The sequence below is a fragment of the Clostridium sp. MF28 genome, assembly GCF_002969175.1.
Taxonomy (GTDB): domain Bacteria; phylum Bacillota; class Clostridia; order Clostridiales; family Clostridiaceae; genus Clostridium; species Clostridium beijerinckii.
Genome location: NZ_CP014331.1, coordinates 1,550,313 through 1,576,115 on the forward strand (window position 1 = coordinate 1,550,313; position 25,803 = coordinate 1,576,115).

The window sequence follows — 25,803 nt, forward strand, 5'->3', positions numbered from 1 at the left end:
TATATTTCAAAATACCATATAAACTGCTCATATGATAGCTCTCTATAATTCTTTTACTAAGAACATATCAGAAAAGTACAAAAAAATGGAGGGCACAAGATTACTCTCATGCCCTTTAAACTATTTTATATCACAAAACCAACTTCCTAACGTATCTTTTAATTCTAAACATTTGCTCATAGGCAAATTTTGAGTTTCAACCCAGATTCCATTTTCATTTGAATTAGCATAGATACGAATATCTTCAAAATATTCTTGCACATATTCCATGTCAACTCCAGCAAAACTTCCATCACCTCTATATCCAATTGGAAGATAATTGGTTCTTACATATCCATTAGTTTTATTTATTATTCCATCATTAAACTCATTCATATCGCAATCAGTATCTATACCATTTACACATCCTGTTTCAGAATATTGGTGGCCCACTCTATTAGCAAAGAAATTAGAATTTAATTTCCATGGATTATTATTATAATTCGCCTCCCATAGTGGATAACCAGCAATTCTATCATCCAAGTTATCTGTAAAACTAGTATAAGTATAAATACCAATTTGCATATTTGATATCTCTTTAAATTTAGCAATAAATCTTAATACAAAGTCCATTAATCCATCAAAATTACTTTCTACATCTAACATTGGAATTAGATCATTTGCTTTATCCTTTATAGCATTATAGAAACTATTAGCCTGAGTTTCTGGCTCGCTAGTCCCAACCAAGAAATGATAAAATCCTGTTTTTAATCCTTCGCAATGTGCATTGGAATAATTAACCTCTAAACATCGATCTTTGAATGTTGTACCTTCTGTAGCTTTAATGTAAACAGCTTCTATTCCTGAATCTTTCACCTGTCCAAAATTTATGCTTCCATTATGATTACTTACGTCTATGCCTTTCATATATACCATCCTTTCTACTACACCTCTTTTATTAGTTATTTTTATATAATAAAAACACCTACTTTTTGATATGCTCCCTTTATAATAGTCAGTTAAAATAATAAACTTGACAGTATGAAGGGACAATATCATTTCCGTAAGTGTTTTTAGTTCATCTACTATTATAGATGATTTCAATATTAATTTTTTATAGATATTATTTAGGATTTCTAAAATTTTTCTATTAATTTTATTTTGCTCCAAGTGAATAATATATTCAGAAAAATTAATTTAAAAAATATATTTATATGACATTTTACACTATCAGGTATTTTCTTAATTATTCTCAAATTTTGTCCTATACAACTAAATCAGATTATGTTGTTAATATATAAATAAAATTCATAAGGTGCCTGTGCAATTATTCTTCACCTTAATTGTTAAATTATCTCAGCGAAAAACTATCAGTAAATAATAATAAGAGTCAAGCACATTAAGTTCAATTATTAATTATATAAATTTTATTGAATTTTATGTTTACAAAATCAAGTTAGATTTTCTTTTAGTAAGTGTAAGACAAAACAACCGGTTAAAGTAGTCTTCAAAAATAGTACAACATTATATTTTAGGAGGAAAAATGATGAAGAATTTAGAAGGTATTCAATTTTTAGCAAAGGACGAAATGAAATTAATATACGGTGGAGACGCACATTTAGATATGAGCGATTATTACAGAAATAAAAGCAATTGTATGCTAACAGCACGTAGATTAGTTTCCACTGGAAGAGTTACTGGTATGACTCAAAAACAAGTTGCACAAGAAATCTTTGCTCATGCTGTGGCATATTATTCAGCTCCTACTCTTGAAGAAATTCCTGGAATCGGTGAAAGCATAAAAGATTACCTAGTTGACCATGCTGAAGTAGTAGATATTGCTAATGGTGGAGATACTACACTAAGAAGAATGGCATATAGTGCTATTTGGACTTTTATGGGCGACGAATTTTAAATTTCAACATTTAGATTAAACAATAAAAAAAATTATTAGTTAAAAAGATTTTGCTATATATATGGCAAAATCTTTTTTTGAAGTTTTAATTAATAATCATTTTATAAATAACTTTTTAGTGTATAAATCAATTAACTGCGTAAGGATGGTAAATATTATGAATAAATATTGTTTTGTTGAACAAGAAGATAAAAAAGATTGTGGAATAGCTGCATTAGCAACAATACTAATGTACCATAATAAGAACTATTCAGTTAAAAAATTGAAGGGTATAATGAAATACGATAGGACTATGCGAGTAAATTTATTTCAGCTATATGATACTGCAATAAATTTAGGATTTGAGTCTAAAGGTGTGATCTTAGAATCAGTGGAAGCTTTTAAATATATTAAGCTACCATGCATTGCTCAAATTGAGATTAACAAAAATAGTTTACATTTTATAGTTCTATATGAGATTAAAAAAAACTTAATTACAATATCAGATCCTTCATCTGTATTGAAAACAATTTTACTCCAAAATTTTTTAGATTGTTTTACTGGTAAAATTCTAATGATATATTTAAAAGAATAATAATTTTGATTTTTTTGTAACAAAATCTATTTTTGATAGTCATATATATAAATACTAAAAATTCACCTAAATCTTTGAATAATTATTTTAAGATTTATATTGTAAAAGGGGAGGCAGATGGAAAAAACAGATTTTGAAATAATATATGAATTATATGTTAAGAATGTATTTAAGTTCTTACTAAAATTAACTAAAGACTATGATTTAGCAGAAGATTTAACGCAAGAGACTTTTGTAAAGGCATTTAATAAAATTGAAAGTTTTAAAGGAAAAAGTAAATTGATTGTTTGGCTGTGTCAAATAGGAAAAAACTTATATTTTGATTATTTAAAAAAGACATCTAAAATAGTTGATATTGAAAACATACAAGAAATGGAGTTTAATACAGAAAATCTTTTAGAAGATGATTTTGTTAAAAAAGATGAATTAAGTTATATTTTAAAAATAGTTATGCAAATGTGTGATCCTTACAAAACCGTATTCTTTAGTAGAACATATTTAGAATTAAGTTATAAAGAGATAGGTAAAAAATATGGTAAAAATGAAACCTGGGCAAGAGTTACATTTCATCGTGCAAAACTAATGTTACAAAAAAGCCTAAAGGAGATGAAAATATGAAATGTGAAGTAATTATGGACTTGTTACCTGCATACATCGATAATACATGCAGCCCTGAAAGCAAACTTCTTGTAGAAGAGCATTTACATGATTGTGCACAGTGTAGCAAACTTTTCAAAGAGTCTACAGAAAATGTTGAGGCCAAAAGTTATGATGATAGTGACACTTATGCTAATCTCCAAGAGAAAGATTTATTACTGAACGCTAAAAAGAATATACGATTTGAGACCATAAAAAAAATATTTAAAGTTATATATACTGTTATTATTGGTCTTAATATATTAGGGATAATTGTTGGATATCTTTCTATTAAAATAGGTTATGATTTAGAATATCCAAGATTATATTTTGGAAGTTTAGGGCTTAAAACATATAGTATCTTATTTATTATGTTTATGCTTCCTTTACTTTGCAGTATCTTAGGAAAAATTATTTTAAGTAAGACGAATTATATTAAATCATACGGATGGAAAATTATATTAAATGTTTTAGCGCTATTAATTTCTATCATGTTAAGTTTGGCTAGTGGATTTATGTTAGTTTTTGTAACTCCACCATTAGAGTCGTATACAAATTCACCTAAGAATTACTTACATGTTGGTAATGATATGCGTAAATATGAAGCCATTTATAAGAATTTCTTCCCTGAAAAAGTACCAGATGATGCTGAAAATATTGAATATTCCTACAGAAAATATAACGGGTTATTTGAAACAACAAGTAAAATTTCAGCGTCTTGGTCGCTTCCAGAAAAATCTTATGAATACTATAAACAATTAATTGAAAAAAATTCAACAATGAATGAAATTGAAGCTAATAAATATGAAATATATTTGTCTGGCTACACTTATCCCCCTAACTTAAAATTAAATTTTGAATTTAATGATGAGAAAAAAGAACTAAAATATACTGCAATAATTGAAAAGAAGTAATAAGCTTATCATTAATAGTTAGTTTAGGAAATAAGATCTTCGAAAAATCAAAGAGTCTACAGTAAAATGCTGTAGACTCTATTTTGGGTATTTTATATACATGAATATGACTATTGATTATAATATTATTATATATGTTGCGATTCACAAGCCACATTCCCCTTGAAGTTTTCAATTTTACAACAAATATTTCCGAGGAAATACCTTTCCCAAAATCATTATGATATATACTTTTCCATCTTAGTGGCTGCCTGCTTTTCTAGCTGCTTGATCCTTTGATAAGATAGCTTTAATTTTTCCTGAACGACATAATATTTTCTATGTTCTATATGAACAATTTTTATAATGTCGCTTTCTTCTTCTGTCAATATAGTAAGCGCATTTTCTATCCTTTTTAATTCTCTTTTCTTATTTGCTTGCTCCTTATATAAATCTTCTTTTCTTTCCATTAACTTTTCTGCTTGCTGCTCCACACTTGAAGTAATCTTATAAGTTTTTCCTGTTCTTTCTCCCATCTCTATTCCACTTATTCCTATGATTTCTTCCTCAAGCTCCTGAACTCTTATTTCTATATCTTGTATGTCTGCTAAAATCTCTCTATATCTTCTTACTTTATCTATTGTACTGTTCATATTAACCACCCCTAGTTTCTAAATTTCTAAAAATAATTAAAATCCATTTTGTATATAATAAGTCTCCACATTGAAAATTTGATACATGTTTGTAACCTCAAAGTTCATAATATGAAATAGGCATTTTAAAATAAGCTGCTTAGCTTCTTAATTATAAATTATTCCATTTACTGCTTGTCACATTGAAAGTGGGAACATGCAGTAATAAGTGCGACCTTCAATTTAAAACATTTCAGCGAAATTTTCATAGCTTTATAGAACAAGTATGTATTCAATTTCGGTTGAGATTTATGTAAATTTGATTTTGAACACTATATTATTTCAACATATATGGCTAGATTAATTTAGCTCAAGAGAAATGGGGAATGATGCCACAATTTTGGTTATTAAAAACCATTACAATGATGCATTTATATGTTATGATTTAATTGTAATCATTCCCAATTCCTTGTTTGCAGAGTGATATTCATATATATCACTCCTCCTTACTCATTAGCCCTCTTACTTACTAATCTTTCAAAGTTTCCTCATACATCTCCACAAAATAGATCTCAATTTAATCAAGTTTTATATTCACACTATGATTTATAGATAACACAATCATAAACCATAATTAGACTATGAAATATCTCCAACCAGAAATGAGCCATATACTTTTGTAACCACAAGGGTCATAATATGGAATGTTTCATCATTTTTAAGAATTCAACTTATTAGATGAATGTATTTACAAATTTGCTAAAACTTTAAGTTCATATCTTCACTAGAAATCATAAATATATTTGTAACCACAAGGGTCATAATATGAAGAAAACATTTGAAAATGAGCTGTTAAAGGTTCTTAGCTGCAGGTTGTTCCATTTTAGCTTGTCAAACTGAAAGTTGGAGCATGCTAAAATGGATACAACCTGCTGCTTAGAACCTTCAGCGATATTTTCATAGCTTTTCGGAATCAAAATATTTATGATTTCGGTAAGTTATCACATAAATGTAGTTTTAAATTTGGATATCTATAAATAAAATCACCATGTAAGTCTCTTTTATAGACTATTAAGTTCAGCTCTAAGCCATTTTAATTTATTCTTTATCAATTCTATTTCTATTCTTAAATTATCTATTCCATCTAAGCATGTAAAATAAGCATTTTCTGCTACATCTCTTTGAAGCCTTAATTCTGCAACCTCTTTATTTCCTTTGACTAATTCCATTATTAAGGTAGCTGGATATTTATCTTCCCTAAGTTTTAATATTTCTTCAGCTTGTTTTACTTTATATTCTTTCTCTGCCTGAGCCTTTTTAAGCCCCAAAGTTTTTAACTGTGTATTGCTCCTGTTTAATGCTATGATACATGTATTTAATCTTTGTATAATTCCTTTTGAATCCATATTATTTCTCCCCTCAACTTTATTAATTAAAACTTTATTCTTGATATTTTCATCATTTTTGCTTGTTTCATTATTTTCATAATCTAATGCATTAATTTCTTTTATTAAAGCAAAATCATTTTCGCACTCTAAACATTTCTTTTCATCTGCATAGCTATATTCATCTTTCAAAACCTCTCTCCCCATCGATTCAGCACTTTTCTTCTCTAAGATTTTATTTATCTTATCCCCAAATTCGGCGTGTTTTTTAAAAATTATTTTTCCTGACATATTGCTACTTTTTAAGCATATGCACCAATGTATATTGGACATATTCTCACCTCAGTCTATAATTATTTTCCGTGCCTTGAATTTCAACTATAAAATCCTTGGTCATTTCATATATTCTGCTTCCTATTGCTTCATCAAAATTTAGCAGTCTTTCAACTGTGAACTCACTTGAAACAATAAATGGCAAGTGATTAAAATACCTATAATTTATCAATTCAAACATTATATTTATGTCTGTTTCATTAACTTTTCCTTTATATAAATCATCAATTAATAGAATTTCGCAGGTTTTATATTTACTTAAGGTCTTTTTATAATATTCTTTGTCTAGGATATTTTGTTTAAGGCTTGTAACTACATCTCTATAAGGCATGTAAACAACTTTTATATTATTTTTCAAAAAGTTATTTGCAAGAGCTAAGGCAATATGAGTCTTTCCACTTCCTGGATTACCGCAAAGTAGAATTGAATTTTTCCTATTTGATCTTATCTCGTCAAAACTCATATAATAATCTGTTGCAATAAATTTCATTTTTTTAGAAGTTCTTGACCATTCTTCAAAATTGCTAAAGGTCTTTTCTAAATTTTCTGGGTTTATCCCACTATTTTTCCATAGCCTTTTGACATTTTCAATCTCTAAGCACGAACATGGTGTCATCAGTGGCTGTGCATGAAATTGAGCTTTTATAATATAACCTGTATCTTTGCATTTTTCACATTTAAAATGGCCTGTCTCTTGTGCAGCCTGCACCTGCTTTTGGTTTCCGTTCTGGGATTTTAATATTGAATTTTCTCTCACCTGATTTAATATTCTTTGAAGAGCCTCCATAAATATACTTTTCCTCCTTCAATGGATATAATCCCTGCCAACAATGCTCTATGCTGTTTTCTAAAATTTTAATTTGTATTTCTTCGTCTTGAGATAAATCTTTTAGTTTATTCAATAACATTTTTAATTCTTTATCCGTTATTGTTTTTTTGATTCTTTCTCTCATTTTTATAAATTCTAATATACTTTCAATTAGCAGCTTATTTTTAGTAAATTCTTCTATAAATACATTATTCTTATGATTATTATAGTTTTTATTATTCTTGTTAGTTGTTAGCTCTTTGTCAGCTGTTTGTGATATGCTTGTTAATTCACTGCTAGAATGACTGCTATTTTTCTCTTGCTTTCCTTGGTAAAGTTCCCAGTTTACTATCTTTATAAGTCTTCCAGTATTTGTTACCTCTTGTGTTAAAAAATCATATCTTTCAAATTTTTTAAGGGCAGTTCTTACATTTTGAAGTGATATACCATCACCACTTTTCTTAACTATTCCCTCCAGGGAAGTTACAAATTGACCTGCTTCTGCTTTAAACTTTGTTCCTTTCCATTCCCACTCTCTTTTTTCATGATTTGCCATACTTAGAATCGTAATCAATATAACCTTCTGCTCTAAAGTTGAATTTAACCAAATAGCCTTTTCAAATAAAACTCTGTGAATCTTAAACCAGCCCTCGCTCATCTTATCAACTCCTATACCATCTTATAGCTTTCGTATTCTTTATATATCATCTTGCATCTACTTCTCTTCCCTTATCGCACATCCAAAAGGAATCATATTCATATGTGGCACATTTTAAACCTTCTAACTCTTCGTTATCTTCTTCGTAATCAAAGCTCTTTAATTCAATAGAATCTGCTTTGCATACTCCATCTTTATAATTTTTACAGGTTCTCCAGTTACACTTAATTAACAATTTGAATTCCCCCTGACATAAAATATCTATCTCGATAACTTTTGTTTTTCACCTCTTCTAATGCACTCATAAATTTTGATGAATCTTTTATTGTCTACCCTGTTATCTTTAAATCTCTAAATATGTCATCTGTTGAGCATTTATAAATATCTGCAAGTCTTTTTATCAGTGCTGGCGATGGTCTTGTCCACCCTTGCTCTAACTTATAAAATGTACTTTTACTTATTTTTAATGCTTCTATAACCTCCTCACTATCAAGACCAGAGTTTAATCTTCTTAATCTTATTGGTGTTAATTTCATATATTCTCCCCCATTCAATCGACTTTCTTAGCTGCTTGTCTGTCTTACTATACTTATATTTTATCAGTTTTTCCGATAAAATTAAAATCCGTTTCTATCGTCAATAATGATATTTTTATCAATTATATCAGTCATGCTTATATTTTCTCTTTTTCCCTTAATCTTCCTAATTAATTTATCAGTATATATGATAAATATGTAAAATTAATAAGGGTTAGATATTCTCTAGCCCTCATTAATTCTTTAATAATCTTTATTTTTATAAACCTCTTCCACTTAACCATTTATATCATTGTCTTTCAAAATTCAAAAGTTTTATACTTTTTAAGCAAGCCAAAAAACAGCCTACATATTTAATGTAAGCTGTCAGATTCTATATAATATGAGTACAATTCATCTCCTTGCCTTATACCAAAATCTCAGGCGACATGGACTTTTTATCATTTTTATATTCCTTACAATCCAAAATGAAAATGGATACTCCCCTAAAAATAAAGTATGTATTTTATATATTTACATGAGTTCTTTTATATAAAACTGGTATTGCCAATGCTATAAGGAGTATCCCCATAAAAGCAGGTGCTGAATGACCAAGTGATACATAGATTTGTCCACCAATGATAGGTCCAATCATTCTTGCTAAAGCCTGAATAGATTGACTGCCTCCTTGAATCCTTCCTTGTTCACTGGAATCCACAGACTTGGAAATCATCCCATTGAATGAAGGTCCAAAGATTGAATCACCAAAACCGAATATAAACATTCCAATGATAAAGAGCGGATAAAATGATAACAAAGCCGATAGAGCAATAAAAGCATATCCCATAATCTCCGAACCCATGCCGAGAATCGCTATTTGTTTATCATTAAGTTTTAGCAAAAGCTTTGGCATTATAAGGCTCTGTGAAATGATATCTTGAAAGCCCATAATTGAAAACATGAGTCCGATTACTGTAGGCTTCCAGCTAAAAGTATCTATTGTAAATTGTGAAAATACTGCTTGCAAAGATCCATTTGGTATCCAAAGTAAGAATCCTGATATAAGTAACATCTTTATACTTTTCATAGAAAGTATGCTGGCAAGCTGTGTAAATGGATTTAGTCTCACAAAAGTGATCTTCTCTAGTCTATCTTCATTGTGAAGACTTTCAGGCATAAAAAAGATTCCATAAACAACATTTAGTAACGTTATTATTGCCGCAAAATACATAGGTACAGAATAACCAAACTTAGCAAGTAATCCACCTAAAGTTGGACCAATTACAGTACCTATACCTACAATAGCGCTCACCCATCCAAAGTATTTAGTTCTCTGATTACTAGGAATTATGTCTGCAAAATATGCAAAAATAGTACTTATAGTCCCACCTGTTATACCATCTATTATACGCCCGGCAAATAGTATCCATAAGGCTCCTCCTATACCAAAAACTACGTACCCGATTGCTGAACCCAATAGACATACTAAGAGTACTGGACGACGTCCATATCTGTCGCTCAAAGCACCAAGACCTGGAGCTGCCAAAAACACGCAAACTGCATAAACAGATGTAAGGAGTGTAACAACTATAGCTTGTTCTCCTGGATTGCTTGTATAAGGCTGAACTAAAAATGGAACGACTGGTGCTATGATCGTAAAGCCTATTCCACAAAGAAATACAGATATAAGACCGAATATTAAAGCGTGTTTATCTATAATTTGTTCTGAGTTTTGTTCATTATTTGATTTAAATTTGGACATTTAAACCCTCCTATCAATATTTGTTATTTTGTAAAGATTTATGAGTGATGTTGATATAAACTGAGTGAATCCTACTGCTAATAGTTGTTATTTTGTTTCATTAAGAACTATTATTACCGTGTAACAAATTTGGTATTTTTGACCATCCCTCCAAAATGGAGGAATGAGCAAAGATACCTAGTATCCTTATTACTTCGAGATCCCTTCCGAAACAATTGTTTTTCCTACATCTTTTAACATAATGTTAAGATCTTCTCTTTCATTTGCTGGTCCATTTCTCAAACCAGTAACAACCGGTACCTCTGTAACATCAAATTCAAGCAGCTCAAACATATGCTTAGTATAATCAATGTACGACTTGAACAGTTCTGGATCTGGATTTCCCTGATTAAATGTAAGAACTAGTCTTTTTTCAGCTGCGCTTTCTTCCTTGAAATATGGAGAGTATCGTGGAGAAAATCGTGCAAACATCCTGTCAATGATGATCTTTCCTTGAGCACTCATCTGCATCATATAAATCGGCGAACCGAAAACAATGACATTTGCACGGTCAATTGCATCATTAAGTTTTTGCATATCATCTTTGATAACACACCCCTGATCACCTTTATGGCAGGCCCAACATCCTTGACATGGTTTGATATCAAGATTATTGAAATCAAAGTATTGAGTTTCAGCACCTTGTTCTTTCGCACCTTCGAGTATTTTATTTACTATCCAGGCAGTATTCCCTTCTTTTCGTGAACTAGCACTAATTCCGATTATATTCATACTTTTTCCTCCTTGCATATCTTTTATATCTATAATTTGTTTTGTACTTTCTAAATTCATTTTAAATTCTCCTTTCGTAGCAGATACTTTTTTTGTTTACCTCTCAACAAAACCATCTTAACATCATTTTGTTTACCTGTCAACAAAATATCACCAATAAAAATGCAGCCTATTACAAATAGTTTTAGGCTGCCTGTTGTTTCATTATAGATATCCAAATTTAAAATTATATTTATGTGATAACTTACCGAAATCATAAATATTTTGATTCCGAAAAGCTATGAAAATATCGCTGGAGGTTCTAAGCAGCAGGTTGTATCCACCTTAGCATGCTCCAACTTTCAGTTTGACAAGCTAAAATGGAACAACCTACAGCTAAGAACCTTTAACAGCTCATTTTCAAATGTTTTCTCCACAAATATATTTATGATTTCTAATGAAGATACAAACTTAAATTCTTAGCAACTTTGTAAATATGTTCATCTAATAAGTCTAATTTTCAAGTTGTTTGTCTATATAGATAACACAACCAGAAATGAGTAATATACTTTTGTGGAATGTTTCATTGGTAATTTTGATGGATGTGATTCTTTGGCTATAAGTTGTTCCAAATGTGCTAGTTCAAAGCTTGTTCTTTGAGGCTAGCACTTTGGGTGCAACTTTATAGCCTTAGAATCACCCATCAGAATTACCCAGAAACTGGAACAAAAGTATATTATTCATTTCGGTGAATTATATGCATAAGTTCCGGTATCTAAAGTGCATTAGAACTAGTTTCTTGTTCTTTAACGGAACTTTGCTTTCCTTGAAGCAGTTTTGCTGCAATAGCCGATACAATTGGAACTGTAAGTATAACTGCTAAGCTCCCGCAAACAGCATTAAGAATATCAATTGCAACACCGTTTGAGTTAATCAATTGCTTAAACTGTACTTGGTAAGAGTACATTAAAATAAAAGAGAAAATGGATTCACCTAAGAATGCTAGAATAAGAGTATTACTCATAGTCCCCATCATATCTCGTCCAATATTCATACCTGAACTGAATAATTCACTAAAGGAAGCATCCTGATTTTGCTTCTTTAATTCATTGATTGAGGTAGCAATAGAAATAGCAATATCCATTACAGCTCCAAGTGAAGCAATAATAATACCTGTAAATAAAAGATCTTTCACCTGCAGCTTGCTTTGTCCAGCAATGTTAAGCAATGCATCTGTATCTGAAGATGTATAACCAGATATACCTAGAATCCTACTAAAAATAAGCATAATTACAACTGATACAACAACACCTGTCACTGTTCCTAATACAGCGGACAAAGTTTTTCTATCAAAGCCCCCTACTAGAAAGAGGGTTACGCAAGAAGTTACAATGACAAGCAATATAGTTGCCAAGACATCAGATACACCCATGAAAAGTAATGGAACAAAAATAAATAATACCGTGGTCAAAGTAAATATTATCCCTAGAACAGAATGAAAACCACGCCATCCACCTACTAAGCAGATTGCTCCAATAAAAAGCCCTATAAGTACAAGTAAAGGAACAACACGATATGGTGCAAACATATAAACATTTACGTATGATTTATCATCAGTAGATGTATTAACAGACACCACAATATCCTGACCATTATGAAGAATAAAATTAGTATCATAATTAAGGGCATTATTAACCTTAAAAGTCTGTCCTTTATACTGCCCACTTTCTATAAGTACATCTACAATTTGCCTTCCAATGTAAAGCCCAGAAAACCCTGATGAATTTATTACCTGTTCATCAATTGAGAGAACCTTACCCTTTTCATAATGTACTTCTCCACCAGCTCCTGAACTAAATGGATTATAAATAGGTGTATGTGAGCTAAAAAGTATAGCCAGTATAATGTAAACAGACAAAATGGCAATAGATGCAATAATTTTGCCCCCTATTTTAATAGATGAAATCCAACCTAATTTTATATTCATAATATTCATGCTATTCTCCTACTTCTATACTGCCTTATAAAAAGCAGTTTAATTTTATATGACAAACAGTCCAGTCAATATAAACTGAACTTTTGTCTTTTACTAAGTTATGCTTATTTATTATTTCTTTGTAATAGTGTAGCTATCAATTAATAATTGATTACCAATTGTATAATCATTTGCTGCATAAGTATTGATTGTAAATGTATCATCAGTGAAACTTACATATGAGTACGATGGAACATACCCCTGCCATCCAACAACACTAAATGAATGGTCAGCACTTCCGCCAACTGTATCATTATTACCCTTGTTGAAGTCATAATATTTACTTCCTGTACCTGAATCAAGAGTAAAGTAAACTGTTCCCTTAGGATTAGTTACACTGTCTGGATATTCTTTTTTTGCATAAGTAGCATTTGGATTTGCAGTGCCTGGTACAGAAGCGTTGCTACTATTTTTCAAAGTTTCAGGAGCACCAGTATTAGGATCAACAGCACTTCCATTTAACATTTGTGCAGTACGAGTATAGTAGTGATCATGCCCTTGTAGTACAACATCTATATTGTATTTATCCATCATTTTTGTCCAAGTATTACGTATTGTTAAAACTGGATCATCAAGTTCATTTTTAGTATTGTGATTAGCTTCGCTGTATGCAGATTGGTGCCATGTAGCAACCTTCCACTTTACATTTGGATTAGCTTTAATAGCCTCTGCTATAAATTGGTCATGATCAGCAGTACCATAGTTATTTGCATTCAATACTAAAAATAATACTGGACCAGCAGTAAACCAATAGTCACCATCATTTCCATATTGCGTAGCACCTAACTTACTTATATTAGGCTGATTGTAGTGATAGCCATAATATTCACCCATTTGATGATCATGATTACCACAAAAAGCAGCTAAAGGCATATTTTGCATGTAATTCACTGTAGAATCAGGATTAAAGAAGTCCCTATATTGATACCATTGTCCATCAGATGAATTTGAAGGTTGAACTAAGTAATTATAGTCGTTAATTTGATCTCCCATTGAAAAAAGGAAGTTTAAGTCCTTATTTTGAGTCACTAGTTTCAGCATATTATTCCAGCCTGTTTTATCATCATTTAAGTTCTTGTGACCACCTGTAGCATTAGATTTAGCAGTACCTTTAGAATTATCAAATGCACCAATTTGTGGATCACCAAAAGCAGCAAACGTTACTTTATCTGTAGGTAGTGTGGTAATTGTATAAATCGGACTCCAATTACCTTGTCCATCACTTACAGAATAAGAGTACTGTGTATCTGGATCTAACCCCTTTACTTTCACTTTATTTGAATATTCACCAGTTGGAGCACCTGCTGTTTTCTTTCCATTATAAACATTATCCCCATTATTAGCAGGAGTAGCCTTTCCATCAATATCTGTAATGGCTGCCTCACTCTGATTAATAGATTGTGTAGCTTTTACAACAGTTTGTTCAGCATCCTGAATATCTGCAGAAGTTGGAAATTCTGTACCATTCATATTAGATGTACGTGAAATTTTTATTTGTGTCTTTCCAGAAGATTGTGTGAACCAAGCAAAATCAAGCTCTTTTGGATCAGAACCAACATTTGCATTAATATTATAAGGTCCTGTAACCTTAGGTAATGAGAAATTTTCAATACCTGATGTACCAGTAATTTCAGCATTAACGTTCCTTATAAAAGGTATACTGGCAGACGTAGCCATGACTGTAGCTACAGCAATTGGAAGCATGAATTTAACTTTTTTACTAATTTTCATATAATCTTACCACCTTCTAAATATTTTGTTCTTATATAAAGTTACTCCTTTTATTTTAAATACCAGTTAACTTATAGTTAATTTCACTTTAAATATTATAATTTACCTTTAATTACATTTTTTTACTGACATTGCGTTGGTAAGACTACGTTACATACAATTTTATTACAAAGGAATTATGAAATCTCTGGTATAAGCCACACAAAATTTTAACAATAACAGATAATCATTATAGATATAAATCTAAATTCAATTCTGTTAATCTATAGGGCTCCACAATGATATTCAAACTTATAAAATTTCGATATGCTGTTATTAAGGAAATTTAAACAGTGAATATGTATTGTTATCAATATGGAACCCTATATGTAGATAACACAATTATAAACTATACTTAGACTATAAAATATCTTCCAACCAGAAATGAGTAATGTACTTTTGTGGAATGTTTCGTTGGCAATTTTGATGGATGTGATTCTTTGGCTATAAGTTGTTCCAAATGTGCTAGTTCGGAGCTTGTTCTTCGAGGCTAGCACTTTGGGTGCAACTTTATAGCCTTAGAATCACCCATCAGAATTACCTAGAAACTGGAACAAAAGTATATTATTCATTTCGGTGTAGTATCCCATAAGTCTGCTTATCTATAATTTGAAAGAAATAAAACTATAAGCAGCCCATTCCAAATGGAATTAGGCTGCTTATAGTTTTATTTTAATTATTCAGATTTATCCGACTTAGTATCTATTCCAAGTTTCTTTATTTCTGCGTCCAAATGCCTGCTGTACTTTTCTATGAATCCAAGCATACTGTCAAATTGTTCATCAGTCACCTGCTCAAATACGACTTTATCTCGCTCCTGAAACTCTTTGTGCAACTTTTCATGGACATCATAAACTCTTTGCCCTTGTTCAGTGAGCTTGAAATAGATTTCTTTCTTATTATCTGGCTTCTGATAGCTTTCTATAATGCCTCTTTGTATAAGCTTCTTTGTCATTTTACTTATAGCTCCCCTAGTCATATAAAGAGACTCTGCAAGTTTTGTCACGTTGGACTCTACGTTTCTTCCAATACATTCAATGTAATGTACTTCTGATGGGTTATATCCCTTAAGACTATCTTCCATCTTAAGTTTATTAAGCCAAGCCATCTTATTAAATACTTTCCTAAAATCCATTAAGACCTGTTCTTGTTTGTTCATGGCCTATCCTCCCACTTTTTAACGCATTAACAATATTATATTACTCTTTTGTTTCCATTTCAACAATATCAAAATATTATTGTAATAAATTGAACTATACGTATTCTAATGCATGACATTTAGGACAATATTCATTAACCATAATTTACACTTCCTCATAACATAATTTTATATTTAAAAATATTTTTTATTATTCAACCATTTTTTATTCTTGCCAAAAACTACATATATTTATGTTAAATGTACTTTTTGCTAACTAAAATTTATATATTTATCTTAAATCCAATTTTAATTATATGCCCAATATCTCTGTATTAAAAACTAAGTAAAAACTCTCTTAAAATTAGCTTCTTCGTCCTTAGTTTTCAAAATTACTAATTATATCCAGAAGTTCGCAAGGATTGTCTATAATATAATCAGCACCTTTTTCTTTTAGAAGATCTCTATCTCTAAATCCCCAGGTTACGCCTACACATTTAACTCCAGCATTTCTAGCTGTTTTTACATCTACTTCTGAATCGCCAACATATATAGCTTTATCAGTAGTGGACTCTAATTCCTTTAAAGCTTTAATTACTGTATCAGGGGCTGGCTTTTTAGCAATATTTGAACTTTCTCCAATTGCAACTTTTATATATTGTTCAAAATAAATCTTATTAAGCTCTTTTACTGCTACATCAAATTTATTAGAAACAATTGCAAGCTTATAGTTTTCCTTTGATAAAACATCTAAAAGCTCCATAATTCCTTCATATGCCTTAGTTTTATTTTGCATATTTTTTGAATAATGACTGCGAAAATCTGTAAGACATTCTTTATAATAAGGATTATTTAAGCCGTCAGGTACAGAAAGCTCCATTAAACGCCCAACTCCGTTTCCTACAAAGCTTCTAACTTCTTCCTTTTTTCTAGATGGAAAATTATATTTTACTAATGCAAAATTTACACTATCAGCAAGATCTTCAAGCGTGTCAAGAAGCGTTCCATCCAAATCAAATATAACTGTATCATATTTCTTCATAAACAGTATCTCCTTAAAAAACATATAATTTTTAATCAACAATTTATTATTAGTTAATTATACCATATTTTATATGCATGATATTTTTAGCTTCAAATCTGATCTTTTCACATTTTATCATTATTACAGATAATATTTTTAGAAAATTTAAGATAACAGATGAAAACATAAGTCTCATATATACTATCTCATAATATAATTCAGTTTCTATGATATCGCCAGTTTCACTTTATCAATATAACCGTTAAAATTAATATATGTCATGACATTAACTTTATTTAATAGGAAATAAGCAAGCCTAAATAAATCGCTTGGAGGTTAGAATATGGATATAGACTTATTAGAAAAACTTATAATTTTTCAGAAAAATAAAAATAATTTTATGGAAATCTTATCTTATTTTAATTCAAAGATAAAATACCTAATCTATAAACTAAAATATCCTGAAGCTGAAACAGACCTTATCATATTTCTTTATGAATTAATTACAAAGATAAATTTTGATAAATTTGTTTCTGGTGAAGATGCTTCAATGTATATAAAAAGATGTCTTAGAAATCAAGCAATTACATTATCATATAAAGTCAATCGTGATAATAACTTCCTCACCTTTAATTGTGATGATGAATCATTAGAATCATTTAATGAAAATAATTCTAGCAATGATTATTCAGATGTATTCTTCAATGATTTAATTTCATCATTAAAACCTAATCAAAAACAAATTGTTTATTATAAATTCTATATGCAGCTTTCAGATATTGAAATTGGTAAAATTCTTAAAATATCTAGGCAATCTGTAAATAAATCTAAAAGAGTTTCTTTAAATGTACTAAAAACTCAGTTATATATGGAGGGATGATATTATGTATGATGATCTTATAAAGGTTGCTATGACTCAAGGAATCTGGACATTACTTAGTTGTGTGCTTATAGTATACATATTAAAAGCACAGGAAACCAGAGACTTAAAACAGGAAGAAAGAGAAAAAAACTATCAGGAAATAATTAAGGAGCTTACTGATAAATTAAATCTTTTAGATTCTATGAATTCAGCTTTAAATGAAATCAAAATTAAGATTAATTAAGCTTTATTTTTCAGATTTCCTTAATATATAATCCAGTTATTTCTTTGAGATGTGCATTAAAAAGTATTTAATAATATAAAATAAAAGTATATAATCTTTAAACTTTATGGATTATATACTTTTATTTTCGTGCAAGCATAATGCTATTATGTTTATTTTTGTTATATATTTATGTATAATATAATTTAAATAGACTTAGATTGAGGTGATTTATGATTTTAATATTTAAATATTTAGATATTCTTCTATTCCTTGTTTTTTTCTGCATTTCATTAATTTTTATGATAAATTATATCCAATCCTACCATAGGTTAGTTGGAGATAAAAAAGCTAATTTAGTAATTGATTCACATTTATGCTCTAATAAACACTCATATTTTATGTATATCTTTATTGTATTTCTTATAATAAGAAATATTGCAGAAAGCTTTTCTTTATACTTACTGCTAAGCAATTGTATTCTTATATTTATTATTATTTTGTGTCTATTTTTATATGACAAAGTTGTATCTAAAATGTATTTTCTTGAAGATGGAATTTTTATTGGAAATAAATTCATTGAATATATAGATATAAGGAGCCTTGACTTTATAGAAGAAAAGAATGAGGTTTTCATTGTAAAGATATATTATACCTTTTTAGAAAAAGTTTTTACTGTTTCATATAAAATAAGTCTTGATTCAAAAAGTAAAATCGAGGATTATATTAATTCATTAAATTTTAATATTAACTTTAATGGGGAATAAATAAAACTTATTAAATCCAATCTGTGAAAAAATTTTAATATTGATGAATATTTCATTTAACTTATGCAAATAATTATCATTGAAGTATTAACTTTCAACTATGGTAAAGAGATAGCATTTTAAATTACCCTGCTATCTCTTTTTTATTATCTATTCAATCTTATGGTTATTCGCATCACACTATAATTTCGAATATTTTTTTATAAAACGCATATACTATTCTCGTAAGATAGTAGTAATTTAATTTCATTAAAAGTGAACCACCAGAATAAGCCCTCATTTTTAAGGGCTTATTTTTGTATTAATAAATAAGTATTTATTCTGAATATATATACTAACTTTTCACATAATAAAATAATATGTTAATTATACATTTTGATTAAGAAAGGTGGATGATTTTAATGAATAAATTTCGTATAGCGCTATTAGCTTTCTTATTAGTATTATTTACTACATTAACCTCCACTACTTATGGCCTATCTGGTAAAACTCTTTCTCAAGGGATCTACAGTGCAAGAGATTCAAATTTATTAATAGGTACTCCTATGACGGTTAAGATTGATTCTCCTAGTGGTAAGGCTATTGTCTTTATACTTGATTCTGATTATTCAATGAAGGAAATGGTAAAGTTAGAAGCCGAATCTACTGAACATACTTTAAAGCCATTTGATTATGGCTCTTTAATCATAGTTGTTGGTAATTCAAGTGTTACCTTCTTCTAAAAGGCACTAGAAATAGTGTCTTTTTTATATTTCAAAATTTATTTATTCATAATTTTATATCTTAGTGACGGAAACTTATAAGCATCAATACTATTATACAAACAACAATATTAGGTATTAATATAATCAATAAATTACTTACTATTTTTGTTCTTTTATTCCTCTCATCTTTTCCTTCACTTAGATAATTAGCTAAGTATTTATCGCCACTAATAAAGGAACCATTTAAAATTCCACATATAACAATACAAAAAGCACTTAAGAAACCAGATATTTTTAATGTTATATTATAATCATTCATTAAAAATCCTGCCATATATGCAACCATCGCAATAATTAAACCAATAGTAAATGATACTTTCAAAACTTCTCCTCCTCAAGAATTCTCACATGCTTATTAAGGGTAAACCCTTATATTGTAATCATCATAATTACGTTTTAATATAATTGCTAATTATGCATTATTCATAGTAAGTATAACCTTTCATTTTACTTTGTATTACTAATACAAGATTTACAAAATGAAATCCTCCAATTGATAATATAACAAAAATATTAGCAATATTAAAAATGATTATTACTATTCCAGCTACAATAATATACACTGAATTTAATATCGCAAACTTTAGCTGCATCCTAAAAAATTCTTTTGGCTTTATAATTGTCATTGCTGTTTTTCTTGCAAATCTTTTATTGTAGTAAGTAATTTTATCTTTACACCAAATAGAATATATTAAATGGATTATTCCCATTAAAATTGGTAATATACCAAGCCAATTCATCTCAAATCCCCCTAATAAAAATGCTCTATTACAGATAACTCAACTATGATCTATACTTATGCGTATAACTCGCCGAAATGAATAATATACTTTTGTTCCAGTTTCTAGGTAATTCTGATGGGTGATTCTAAGGCTATAAAGTTGCACCCAAAGTGCTAGTCTCAAAGAACAAGCTTTGAACTAGCACATTTGGAACAACTTATAGCCAAAGAATCACATCCATCAAAATTACCAATGAAACATTCCACAAAAGTATATTACTCATTTCTGGTTGGAAGATATTTCATAGTTTACGTATAGTTTATGATTGTGCTATCTATATGATTCAGCAATGGCAATAGAACTTATGTGAATCCTCACCAAAATCTAATATAATCCTATTGAAAGCTGCTAAGAATGGCTTTTTCAATTTCTTTAATAGCCATATCGTACTCTTTAATTCCAGTTAAGATCTTAAATTCTTCATTGTCAATAATTGATTTAAGCATTTTCTTTCTAATTATTTTTTGTTCTTCAGGTTTTATTTCTAATTCAACTTTATTAAAGTAAGGATTGCTGCTGTAGTCATATCCCATAGAAATTACTTCTTCAATATAGGTTTTAAACCATTTGGCAGCAGCTTCTTTATCTCCAATTTCAATATATAATTCAACATATTTATATGCAGCTGAACCTAATCCAATATGAAACATATTCTGAATCTTATGGCACGCATCTAAATAAAGTATTGCCTTTTCATAATCTTTTTCTTTCTTTGATGTCTTTGCCATTATAATTAGCATAAGGATACTATTATTTAGATAATTCAATAATTTATTGCTGCAAAATTTTTGAATTTCTTTTTTCTTTCCCTGTTTTTCAAGAATAATTGGGTATAAAGTTACTGGATCTAAGCTTTTGGGAAGTTCATTAAGTGCTCTTTCACTTTCTTCATAATTTTCCAAAATCATATTTATATGAGCAATAAAAAACAGAGCTGTTTGCATATATTTAGGATCTTTACTTTCAGCTACCTCATTAAACAGATCTAAAGCTTCTTGTCTTTTTGCTTTTATAAACTCTTCTGACTCATCCTCAGACATCATAAGATATGTGTTAAATAACCCTGCAACTTCGACTTTTAAATGAATACTGTTTGGATATTCACTTAAATATCTTTTACATTCTTTCTCACCAGCTGCATACCCTTCATTAAGAAATAGTTTTGTGAGCTTTGATTTTATATTATTAACTTCTTCTTCAGAAAGTTCTTTATGAAATGATAATAATGTATCAATAGATGTGTTTAAAGCTCTGGCTAAAGGTGCTAATATTGAAATATCAGGCATTGAATTTCCATTTTCCCACTTACTTACTGCTCCTGCTGAAATTCCAATCATAAGAGCTAATTCCTCTTGAGTCAATTTTCTTTCTTTTCTTAACTTTAAAATTGTTTCCCCTATATTTAATTCGTTCAATTCTATACCTCCGATATTTAGGCTTCAAAATGCCTTTTGATAAATTTATTATAAGTTTACCTTTTATAACAAACAATAGAGGCTAATTCACATTTAAATTAAGAAAACTTGAATATCATTCGACTTAAACTTATTTAAAAATACACAAAATTCAAGAACAATTTTTATTGATGATTATTATGCAATACTTACTTAATACACTATAATTATGCTGCACGAAGTTTTTTCCATTTTCGAATTTTGCTGCGAAAAGATTTAAAAGGCGCAACAGTATTTATATGAATCCATTTCCAAACTGGCCAATTAGATGGTGTTGATTGTGCCCACTTTCTGCCTCCTGGATTAAATAACTGATCCTCATCAAAACCTTTTATCCATAAAATAATATCCTCTACATTTGAAATATATATTTCCTTTAACTCTGATAACGAATAGTCATTATATTTAGCATAAAATCTTTCATATAACTTTCCTAGTTGATTCCACTTAAAATCTTTATCGGTGTTATTACTTCCTTTCCAGCCAATTCATCACTTTCCCAGCTTTTAAGCAGCTGCATCCACCCAAGTTGATATGCAATGATTTGTCCAGGGGCTCTATCGACTCCTTCTATAATAAGATTTTTATCATTTTCTGCTACATCATCAAATTCCTTTATAAAAAGTGTTGATGTCTTTTTTATTTCATTTATGAAAGTTTCTTTATCCGCATATTGCTCCATAACTACACCTCCTATTTTGTATAATAATACAGCATAAAACTTGACAGCATCATGTCATATTAATTAACTTTACTAGAGTATTAATTAGCTTTAGTGAAATATTAGTTTATCTAAAAAATATAGGTAGTTAACTGTATAAGTAGTATCGCTATCTTTATATCTATTTTAAACAAGACTCTATATAATCAACTGGTACATCCATCCTAATAGCCGTTTCTTCTATGGATAGACCACTATTTAAGAATCTTTTTACGACCATGACCATATTTTCTCCAACTTCGATAATATGCTTATCAGGATCATAAAATCTAACAACACGCTGCCCCCAAGAATGTTCTATCATAGGATGTACATAATTAATATCTGAGATACTGTTAAGCCTTTGGATAAAGCTGTCAAAATCATCTTCCTCAAAATATAATTCTGCTGCATTTCCACCAAAAGCAATTTCATCATTCTGTTTGCATATAAATGATAACCAAGTATCTTTTGTTTGTAATGCAATACCACCAGTTAAAGTTACATTTGCTCCAAAGTCAACAACAACCTCTAGCCCAAGTACTTCATAATAAAATTTCTTTGATTTCTCCATATTAGAAACAACTATCATTGGATTTGAAAACTTCATTTTATTCCTCTCCTTTAACTAGCTTTGTCTCTTCTAACCTTTCCTCAGCTGCTTTAATTGCCTGAGTTCCTGTTTTGCACAACACATTTATTCCCTTAACAATAGTTACAATTAAATATGCTTCTACTAATTCTTCCATAGTCAAACCTGATTCTACAGCTGCAACAGCATGTGCCTTTGCTCCACTTACTTCATCATCTAAACTATCCAATATAGTAAAAATCAATTCCCTTGTTTTTTTAGGAAGGTGTCCATTTTCAATTGATTCACGCATTGCCAAATATCCACTTAACCCATCTGGCGAATATTTAGAAAGTGCATCAGCGAATGGCGGATTCCATTTCAATTCTTCTTTATAATATTTAAGTATACTTTCAAAATCCTTCATAACTAAACTCCCCATCATCTTTTATTTTCTTAAGAATATCATTAAATTAATAGTAACCACTAAATCTATAATTTCTTAACAATATAATCAACAAATCCTTGTCTTATTTTTTCACCTTCATCCATTCTTTCTAATACCCTAATTTCTTTATGCAATATTTCCATATCTTCAAAATATGTATCTGGCTCACATTCCTCAAAATATGAATGTATTACAGGAGTGTTTCTCTCCATTTGCTCATATTGATTTTCACCAATATCTAAACCTGTTCCATACCGAGAATCCTTTGTCGTAAGAAAATTTACAAAAAGTAAACCTCTAGGCTTTAATACGCGTTTCATTTCATTTATTGATTTTAAAACATCTTCTTTTCTCATGTGAAATACTGAATTATACGAATAAACAAAGCTAAATGTTTTATCTTCAAATTTTAAATATCTCATATCTCCTTGTTCAATATTTAAATCTTGATTTTTTTCATCTGCATACATATTAGCCTTTTTTAATTGATTAATATCAAATTCTATTCCATGTGTTTTATATCCATATTCTGAAAATAAGCTTAACGGTGGAAAATTCCCTCCTGCACCACAATCTAGAACCACTTTATCCATAGTTGTTTCATTACAGAACATGATGAACCTATACAATGGTATTTGCCTAAATATTTCATTCATTTTGCCTTGTCCTTTCTATTAAAAATATTTTATAAATCACCTAAATTTAGCATTGCTACAGCCTTTTCTTTCTCCTAAGATATTCTGACATTATAACTAAATAATAACATATATTACAATTATAAATTACTTAAATTTTATTAAGTTTAAGTCTATGTGCTGAAATATGAAATTATATTTTTTTACTTAAATCTTTAGCAAACCAGATGTTCGATTGAAACTAAAATTTAGAAACTTAATTACAATATACATTTTTAATAGACTCCAATTAAATTTATTACATTCTTTGACACAATACATCTACATAATTCAAAATTCTATGTATTCCAGCTCGAATAAAAGACATTTTATAATTTATATTGGCATATTTTGTTGAAATTAAGATTAAAATATATTCTTAAGAAAGAAGGAACTCTCGAATTTATTAAGAATTTTAAATTATAGGTAAATAAATATAAAAATATTAATTTATGAGGGGTGTGTTTTTATGAATTTTAATTTTAATACTAGTTTTTCTATGGAGTTTGATGCTATTGACAATAAGCATAAAGAATTATTTAATCGAGTTAATAAACTTCTTTATGCTTTAGAAAAGGAAAAGGATAGTAATGAAATTTTAAAAGCTTTGGACTCTGTTGAATATTATGCAAATAATAATTTTGATGAAGAAATAACCCAAACAAAATACAATTGTTCTGAACTTAAAATGTGTCACAGAAAACTTAATATGGAAATAAGAAAGTTAAGATATTCATTTGAAAATCCAGGAGTTTCATCATTGTTTACTCCTCTAATGCAAAAGGAAATAATGAAGTGGAGTAAAAATTACATAATTGGCTTACATAAATATTCATATGCATTTTTAAACGAGAACTCTTCATCTGCTGCTGAAGTTATGTTATAGCAAGATGATTTAACTCAACCATTGGCTTCGTTTTTTACTTCTTCAAATAATTACCCCTGCACCGTGTTTCACGGCACAGGGGTAGTTTCTATATATTTTGTATTATTTTACAACGTCTCTTGTTCAATTATTATAATAATTTTAGATTCTAACTTTAAATATATTATGGAATATCTCCATTAAAGTTAATAGTTGACATTATCAGTCCCCATTGCGAACTTTCACCGATTATAACACGTACCTATACGGGCACATCAAAAATATAACCGGAAGTAAAATTTCCAATTATATAAAATACCAAATATTCAATTTACACCAGTTGTTCTACATTCTTCTTCGTTCTGTCAATTTATAAGTAAATATTTAAATATTAAAAAGCAAGACTAAAATCTAGCCTTGCTTTTTTAATTCATATAGATAACACAATCATCAACTCTACTTACACTATGAAATATCTTCCAACCAGAAATGAGTAATATGCATAAGTTCAGGTCTTAGCTGGGTTATCTATAATCTTTTATATAAATTATTCTTTTATTAATATGTTCAATAACTTTACATCAGTTAATGCTTCCATTCCATATTGAATATCAGCTTCCAATGCAAAAATATCGCCTTCGCTTATTATTGATTCGTCATTTTCATTGTAAACAACTTTAACTTCTCCTTCTATTACAATAAATAATGATTCCATCTGATAATATTCCTTATCTATGCTTTCTCCTTTTGCATATGAAAAGAATCTAACTTCATGTTTTTCATTATCTACTAAAGCCTTACTTGCTATTGTATTTCCTGAATGACTTATCATATCTTTCATTTTCATTGGTTCAAATGGTTTGATGTTTCTTAAATATTTCATAAG

Annotated in this window: 29 protein-coding genes and 1 pseudogene; 9 read left to right on the top strand and 21 right to left on the bottom strand. The window is 29.1% G+C overall.

Features of this window, described 5'->3' with window-relative positions:
* Positions 1–120: 120 nt before the first annotated feature.
* Positions 121–906 (bottom strand): GH25 family lysozyme, encoded by a 786-nt coding sequence (locus AXY43_RS06935; RefSeq protein WP_065419074.1) that lies wholly within the window; start codon positions 904–906, stop codon positions 121–123.
* A 619-nt stretch (positions 907–1,525) separates the two neighbouring features.
* Here AXY43_RS06935 and AXY43_RS06940 point away from each other — a divergent pair.
* The 4 genes from AXY43_RS06940 (at position 1,526) to AXY43_RS06955 (ending at position 4,018) form a co-directional block, all read left to right on the top strand.
* Positions 1,526–1,894, top strand: coding sequence for a hypothetical protein (locus AXY43_RS06940; protein ID WP_023975174.1), 369 nt, complete (start codon positions 1,526–1,528; stop codon positions 1,892–1,894).
* A gap of 157 nt (positions 1,895–2,051) precedes the next feature.
* Positions 2,052–2,468 (top strand): cysteine peptidase family C39 domain-containing protein, encoded by a 417-nt coding sequence (locus AXY43_RS06945; RefSeq protein ID WP_181246128.1) that lies wholly within the window; start codon positions 2,052–2,054, stop codon positions 2,466–2,468.
* A 117-nt stretch (positions 2,469–2,585) separates the two neighbouring features.
* Positions 2,586–3,086, top strand: a complete 501-nt coding sequence (locus AXY43_RS06950; protein ID WP_039773774.1) for an RNA polymerase sigma factor — start codon at positions 2,586–2,588, stop codon at positions 3,084–3,086.
* Positions 3,083–4,018, top strand: a complete 936-nt coding sequence (locus AXY43_RS06955) for a zf-HC2 domain-containing protein (protein ID WP_039773773.1) — start codon at positions 3,083–3,085, stop codon at positions 4,016–4,018. Before AXY43_RS06950 ends, AXY43_RS06955 begins: the two co-directional genes overlap by 4 nt.
* Positions 4,019–4,236: 218 nt before the next feature.
* Here the strand turns inward: AXY43_RS06955 and AXY43_RS06960 are convergent, their stop codons facing one another.
* From AXY43_RS06960 to AXY43_RS07020, 12 genes are all read right to left on the bottom strand, one after another.
* A complete protein-coding gene (locus tag AXY43_RS06960) occupies positions 4,237–4,650 on the bottom strand; it encodes a hypothetical protein (protein WP_023975178.1) in 414 nt (137 codons plus the stop codon).
* A gap of 1,040 nt (positions 4,651–5,690) precedes the next feature.
* On the bottom strand, positions 5,691–6,305 hold the full coding sequence (locus tag AXY43_RS06965; RefSeq protein ID WP_242986313.1) for a hypothetical protein: 615 nt from the start codon (positions 6,303–6,305) through the stop codon (positions 5,691–5,693).
* 46 nt (positions 6,306–6,351) lie between these two features.
* On the bottom strand, positions 6,352–7,056 hold the full coding sequence (locus tag AXY43_RS06970) for an ATP-binding protein (RefSeq protein WP_242986316.1): 705 nt from the start codon (positions 7,054–7,056) through the stop codon (positions 6,352–6,354).
* Positions 7,025–7,813: a hypothetical protein gene (locus tag AXY43_RS06975; RefSeq protein ID WP_077831703.1), complete on the bottom strand. Its 789-nt coding sequence runs from the start codon at positions 7,811–7,813 to the stop codon at positions 7,025–7,027. The genes AXY43_RS06970 and AXY43_RS06975 overlap by 32 nt, the downstream gene beginning before the upstream one ends.
* A gap of 46 nt (positions 7,814–7,859) precedes the next feature.
* A complete protein-coding gene (locus tag AXY43_RS06980; RefSeq protein ID WP_077831704.1) occupies positions 7,860–8,048 on the bottom strand; it encodes a DUF1540 domain-containing protein in 189 nt (62 codons plus the stop codon).
* A 94-nt stretch (positions 8,049–8,142) separates the two neighbouring features.
* Positions 8,143–8,349, bottom strand: a complete 207-nt coding sequence (locus AXY43_RS06985; protein WP_012059900.1) for a helix-turn-helix domain-containing protein — start codon at positions 8,347–8,349, stop codon at positions 8,143–8,145.
* A gap of 505 nt (positions 8,350–8,854) precedes the next feature.
* On the bottom strand, positions 8,855–10,090 hold the full coding sequence (locus AXY43_RS06990; RefSeq protein WP_023975182.1) for an MFS transporter: 1,236 nt from the start codon (positions 10,088–10,090) through the stop codon (positions 8,855–8,857).
* A 189-nt stretch (positions 10,091–10,279) separates the two neighbouring features.
* The gene (locus AXY43_RS06995; RefSeq protein ID WP_039773771.1) at positions 10,280–10,861 is read right to left on the bottom strand and encodes a flavodoxin family protein; all 582 of its coding nucleotides are present in this window, start codon (positions 10,859–10,861) and stop codon (positions 10,280–10,282) included.
* Between the two features lie 754 nt (positions 10,862–11,615).
* Positions 11,616–12,836, bottom strand: a complete 1,221-nt coding sequence (locus tag AXY43_RS07005) for a YibE/F family protein (protein WP_242986358.1) — start codon at positions 12,834–12,836, stop codon at positions 11,616–11,618.
* 111 nt (positions 12,837–12,947) lie between these two features.
* Complete coding sequence (locus AXY43_RS07010; protein ID WP_105411274.1) at positions 12,948–14,606, bottom strand: purple acid phosphatase family protein; 1,659 nt, start codon at positions 14,604–14,606, stop codon at positions 12,948–12,950.
* Between the two features lie 715 nt (positions 14,607–15,321).
* Positions 15,322–15,804: a MarR family transcriptional regulator gene (locus tag AXY43_RS07015; protein WP_105411275.1), complete on the bottom strand. Its 483-nt coding sequence runs from the start codon at positions 15,802–15,804 to the stop codon at positions 15,322–15,324.
* A gap of 358 nt (positions 15,805–16,162) precedes the next feature.
* On the bottom strand, positions 16,163–16,825 hold the full coding sequence (locus AXY43_RS07020; RefSeq protein WP_105411276.1) for an HAD family hydrolase: 663 nt from the start codon (positions 16,823–16,825) through the stop codon (positions 16,163–16,165).
* A 325-nt stretch (positions 16,826–17,150) separates the two neighbouring features.
* On the opposite strand from AXY43_RS07020, the gene AXY43_RS07025 reads away from it, so the two are divergent.
* From AXY43_RS07025 to AXY43_RS07040, 4 genes are all read left to right on the top strand, one after another.
* Complete coding sequence (locus AXY43_RS07025) at positions 17,151–17,687, top strand: sigma factor-like helix-turn-helix DNA-binding protein (RefSeq protein ID WP_105411277.1); 537 nt, start codon at positions 17,151–17,153, stop codon at positions 17,685–17,687.
* A gap of 4 nt (positions 17,688–17,691) precedes the next feature.
* Complete coding sequence (locus tag AXY43_RS07030; protein ID WP_012059909.1) at positions 17,692–17,913, top strand: BhlA/UviB family holin-like peptide; 222 nt, start codon at positions 17,692–17,694, stop codon at positions 17,911–17,913.
* Positions 17,914–18,428: 515 nt separating this feature from the next.
* Complete coding sequence (locus tag AXY43_RS27710; RefSeq protein ID WP_236886692.1) at positions 18,429–18,659, top strand: hypothetical protein; 231 nt, start codon at positions 18,429–18,431, stop codon at positions 18,657–18,659.
* Positions 18,660–19,060: 401 nt separating this feature from the next.
* Positions 19,061–19,381, top strand: a complete 321-nt coding sequence (locus AXY43_RS07040) for a hypothetical protein (protein ID WP_105411279.1) — start codon at positions 19,061–19,063, stop codon at positions 19,379–19,381.
* Positions 19,382–19,442: 61 nt separating this feature from the next.
* On the opposite strand, the gene AXY43_RS07045 is transcribed toward AXY43_RS07040, so the two are convergent.
* The 7 genes and pseudogenes from AXY43_RS07045 to AXY43_RS07075 form a co-directional block, all read right to left on the bottom strand.
* Positions 19,443–19,745 carry a DUF5316 domain-containing protein gene (locus AXY43_RS07045; protein ID WP_105411280.1) on the bottom strand — a complete coding sequence of 101 codons (303 nt, stop codon included), beginning with the start codon at positions 19,743–19,745 and terminating at the stop codon, positions 19,443–19,445.
* Positions 19,746–19,842: 97 nt separating this feature from the next.
* Positions 19,843–20,163 (bottom strand): hypothetical protein, encoded by a 321-nt coding sequence (locus AXY43_RS07050; RefSeq protein ID WP_105411281.1) that lies wholly within the window; start codon positions 20,161–20,163, stop codon positions 19,843–19,845.
* Between the two features lie 377 nt (positions 20,164–20,540).
* Complete coding sequence (locus AXY43_RS07055; RefSeq protein ID WP_105411282.1) at positions 20,541–21,620, bottom strand: helix-turn-helix domain-containing protein; 1,080 nt, start codon at positions 21,618–21,620, stop codon at positions 20,541–20,543.
* Positions 21,621–21,826: 206 nt separating this feature from the next.
* A pseudogene (locus AXY43_RS07060) lies at positions 21,827–22,341 on the bottom strand (ClbS/DfsB family four-helix bundle protein).
* A 160-nt stretch (positions 22,342–22,501) separates the two neighbouring features.
* Entirely contained in the window at positions 22,502–22,969 is a 468-nt protein-coding gene (locus AXY43_RS07065) for a VOC family protein (RefSeq protein WP_023975194.1), read from the bottom strand.
* 1 nt (position 22,970) lies between these two features.
* Positions 22,971–23,357 carry a carboxymuconolactone decarboxylase family protein gene (locus AXY43_RS07070; protein WP_105411283.1) on the bottom strand — a complete coding sequence of 129 codons (387 nt, stop codon included), beginning with the start codon at positions 23,355–23,357 and terminating at the stop codon, positions 22,971–22,973.
* 65 nt (positions 23,358–23,422) lie between these two features.
* Positions 23,423–24,034, bottom strand: coding sequence for a class I SAM-dependent methyltransferase (locus tag AXY43_RS07075; RefSeq protein ID WP_065419092.1), 612 nt, complete (start codon positions 24,032–24,034; stop codon positions 23,423–23,425).
* Between the two features lie 487 nt (positions 24,035–24,521).
* Between AXY43_RS07075 and AXY43_RS07080 the strand changes: the two genes are divergently transcribed.
* Positions 24,522–24,938 carry a hemerythrin family protein gene (locus AXY43_RS07080; RefSeq protein WP_023975197.1) on the top strand — a complete coding sequence of 139 codons (417 nt, stop codon included), beginning with the start codon at positions 24,522–24,524 and terminating at the stop codon, positions 24,936–24,938.
* A 526-nt stretch (positions 24,939–25,464) separates the two neighbouring features.
* On the opposite strand, the gene AXY43_RS07085 is transcribed toward AXY43_RS07080, so the two are convergent.
* Positions 25,465–25,800: a cyclic nucleotide-binding domain-containing protein gene (locus tag AXY43_RS07085; protein ID WP_023975198.1), complete on the bottom strand. Its 336-nt coding sequence runs from the start codon at positions 25,798–25,800 to the stop codon at positions 25,465–25,467.
* Between the last annotated feature and the right edge of the window lie 3 nt (positions 25,801–25,803).

Bases quoted from the DNA above. Each gene is read 5' to 3' on its own strand.
- AXY43_RS07040 (WP_105411279.1), top strand. From the start codon at position 19,061: ATGAATAAATTTCGTATAGCGCTATTAGCTTTCTTATTAGTATTATTT.
- AXY43_RS07085 (WP_023975198.1), bottom strand. From the start codon at position 25,800: ATGAAATATTTAAGAAACATCAAACCATTTGAACCAATGAAAATGAAA.
- AXY43_RS07050 (WP_105411281.1), bottom strand. From the start codon at position 20,163: ATGAATTGGCTTGGTATATTACCAATTTTAATGGGAATAATCCATTTA.
- AXY43_RS06940 (WP_023975174.1), top strand. From the start codon at position 1,526: ATGAAGAATTTAGAAGGTATTCAATTTTTAGCAAAGGACGAAATGAAA.
- AXY43_RS07025 (WP_105411277.1), top strand. From the start codon at position 17,151: ATGGATATAGACTTATTAGAAAAACTTATAATTTTTCAGAAAAATAAA.
- AXY43_RS06990 (WP_023975182.1), bottom strand. From the start codon at position 10,090: ATGTCCAAATTTAAATCAAATAATGAACAAAACTCAGAACAAATTATA.
- AXY43_RS07075 (WP_065419092.1), bottom strand. From the start codon at position 24,034: ATGAATGAAATATTTAGGCAAATACCATTGTATAGGTTCATCATGTTC.
- AXY43_RS06960 (WP_023975178.1), bottom strand. From the start codon at position 4,650: ATGAACAGTACAATAGATAAAGTAAGAAGATATAGAGAGATTTTAGCA.
- AXY43_RS07030 (WP_012059909.1), top strand. From the start codon at position 17,692: ATGTATGATGATCTTATAAAGGTTGCTATGACTCAAGGAATCTGGACA.
- AXY43_RS27710 (WP_236886692.1), top strand. From the start codon at position 18,429: ATGTATTTTCTTGAAGATGGAATTTTTATTGGAAATAAATTCATTGAA.
- AXY43_RS07070 (WP_105411283.1), bottom strand. From the start codon at position 23,357: ATGAAGGATTTTGAAAGTATACTTAAATATTATAAAGAAGAATTGAAA.
- AXY43_RS07015 (WP_105411275.1), bottom strand. From the start codon at position 15,804: ATGAACAAACAAGAACAGGTCTTAATGGATTTTAGGAAAGTATTTAAT.
- AXY43_RS06950 (WP_039773774.1), top strand. From the start codon at position 2,586: ATGGAAAAAACAGATTTTGAAATAATATATGAATTATATGTTAAGAAT.
- AXY43_RS06965 (WP_242986313.1), bottom strand. From the start codon at position 6,305: ATGTCAGGAAAAATAATTTTTAAAAAACACGCCGAATTTGGGGATAAG.
- AXY43_RS07005 (WP_242986358.1), bottom strand. From the start codon at position 12,836: ATGAATATTATGAATATAAAATTAGGTTGGATTTCATCTATTAAAATA.
- AXY43_RS06985 (WP_012059900.1), bottom strand. From the start codon at position 8,349: ATGAAATTAACACCAATAAGATTAAGAAGATTAAACTCTGGTCTTGAT.
- AXY43_RS07010 (WP_105411274.1), bottom strand. From the start codon at position 14,606: ATGAAAATTAGTAAAAAAGTTAAATTCATGCTTCCAATTGCTGTAGCT.
- AXY43_RS07080 (WP_023975197.1), top strand. From the start codon at position 24,522: ATGAATTTTAATTTTAATACTAGTTTTTCTATGGAGTTTGATGCTATT.
- AXY43_RS06975 (WP_077831703.1), bottom strand. From the start codon at position 7,813: ATGAGCGAGGGCTGGTTTAAGATTCACAGAGTTTTATTTGAAAAGGCT.
- AXY43_RS06995 (WP_039773771.1), bottom strand. From the start codon at position 10,861: ATGAATATAATCGGAATTAGTGCTAGTTCACGAAAAGAAGGGAATACT.
- AXY43_RS06935 (WP_065419074.1), bottom strand. From the start codon at position 906: ATGAAAGGCATAGACGTAAGTAATCATAATGGAAGCATAAATTTTGGA.
- AXY43_RS07020 (WP_105411276.1), bottom strand. From the start codon at position 16,825: ATGAAGAAATATGATACAGTTATATTTGATTTGGATGGAACGCTTCTT.
- AXY43_RS06945 (WP_181246128.1), top strand. From the start codon at position 2,052: ATGAATAAATATTGTTTTGTTGAACAAGAAGATAAAAAAGATTGTGGA.
- AXY43_RS07065 (WP_023975194.1), bottom strand. From the start codon at position 22,969: ATGAAGTTTTCAAATCCAATGATAGTTGTTTCTAATATGGAGAAATCA.
- AXY43_RS06955 (WP_039773773.1), top strand. From the start codon at position 3,083: ATGAAATGTGAAGTAATTATGGACTTGTTACCTGCATACATCGATAAT.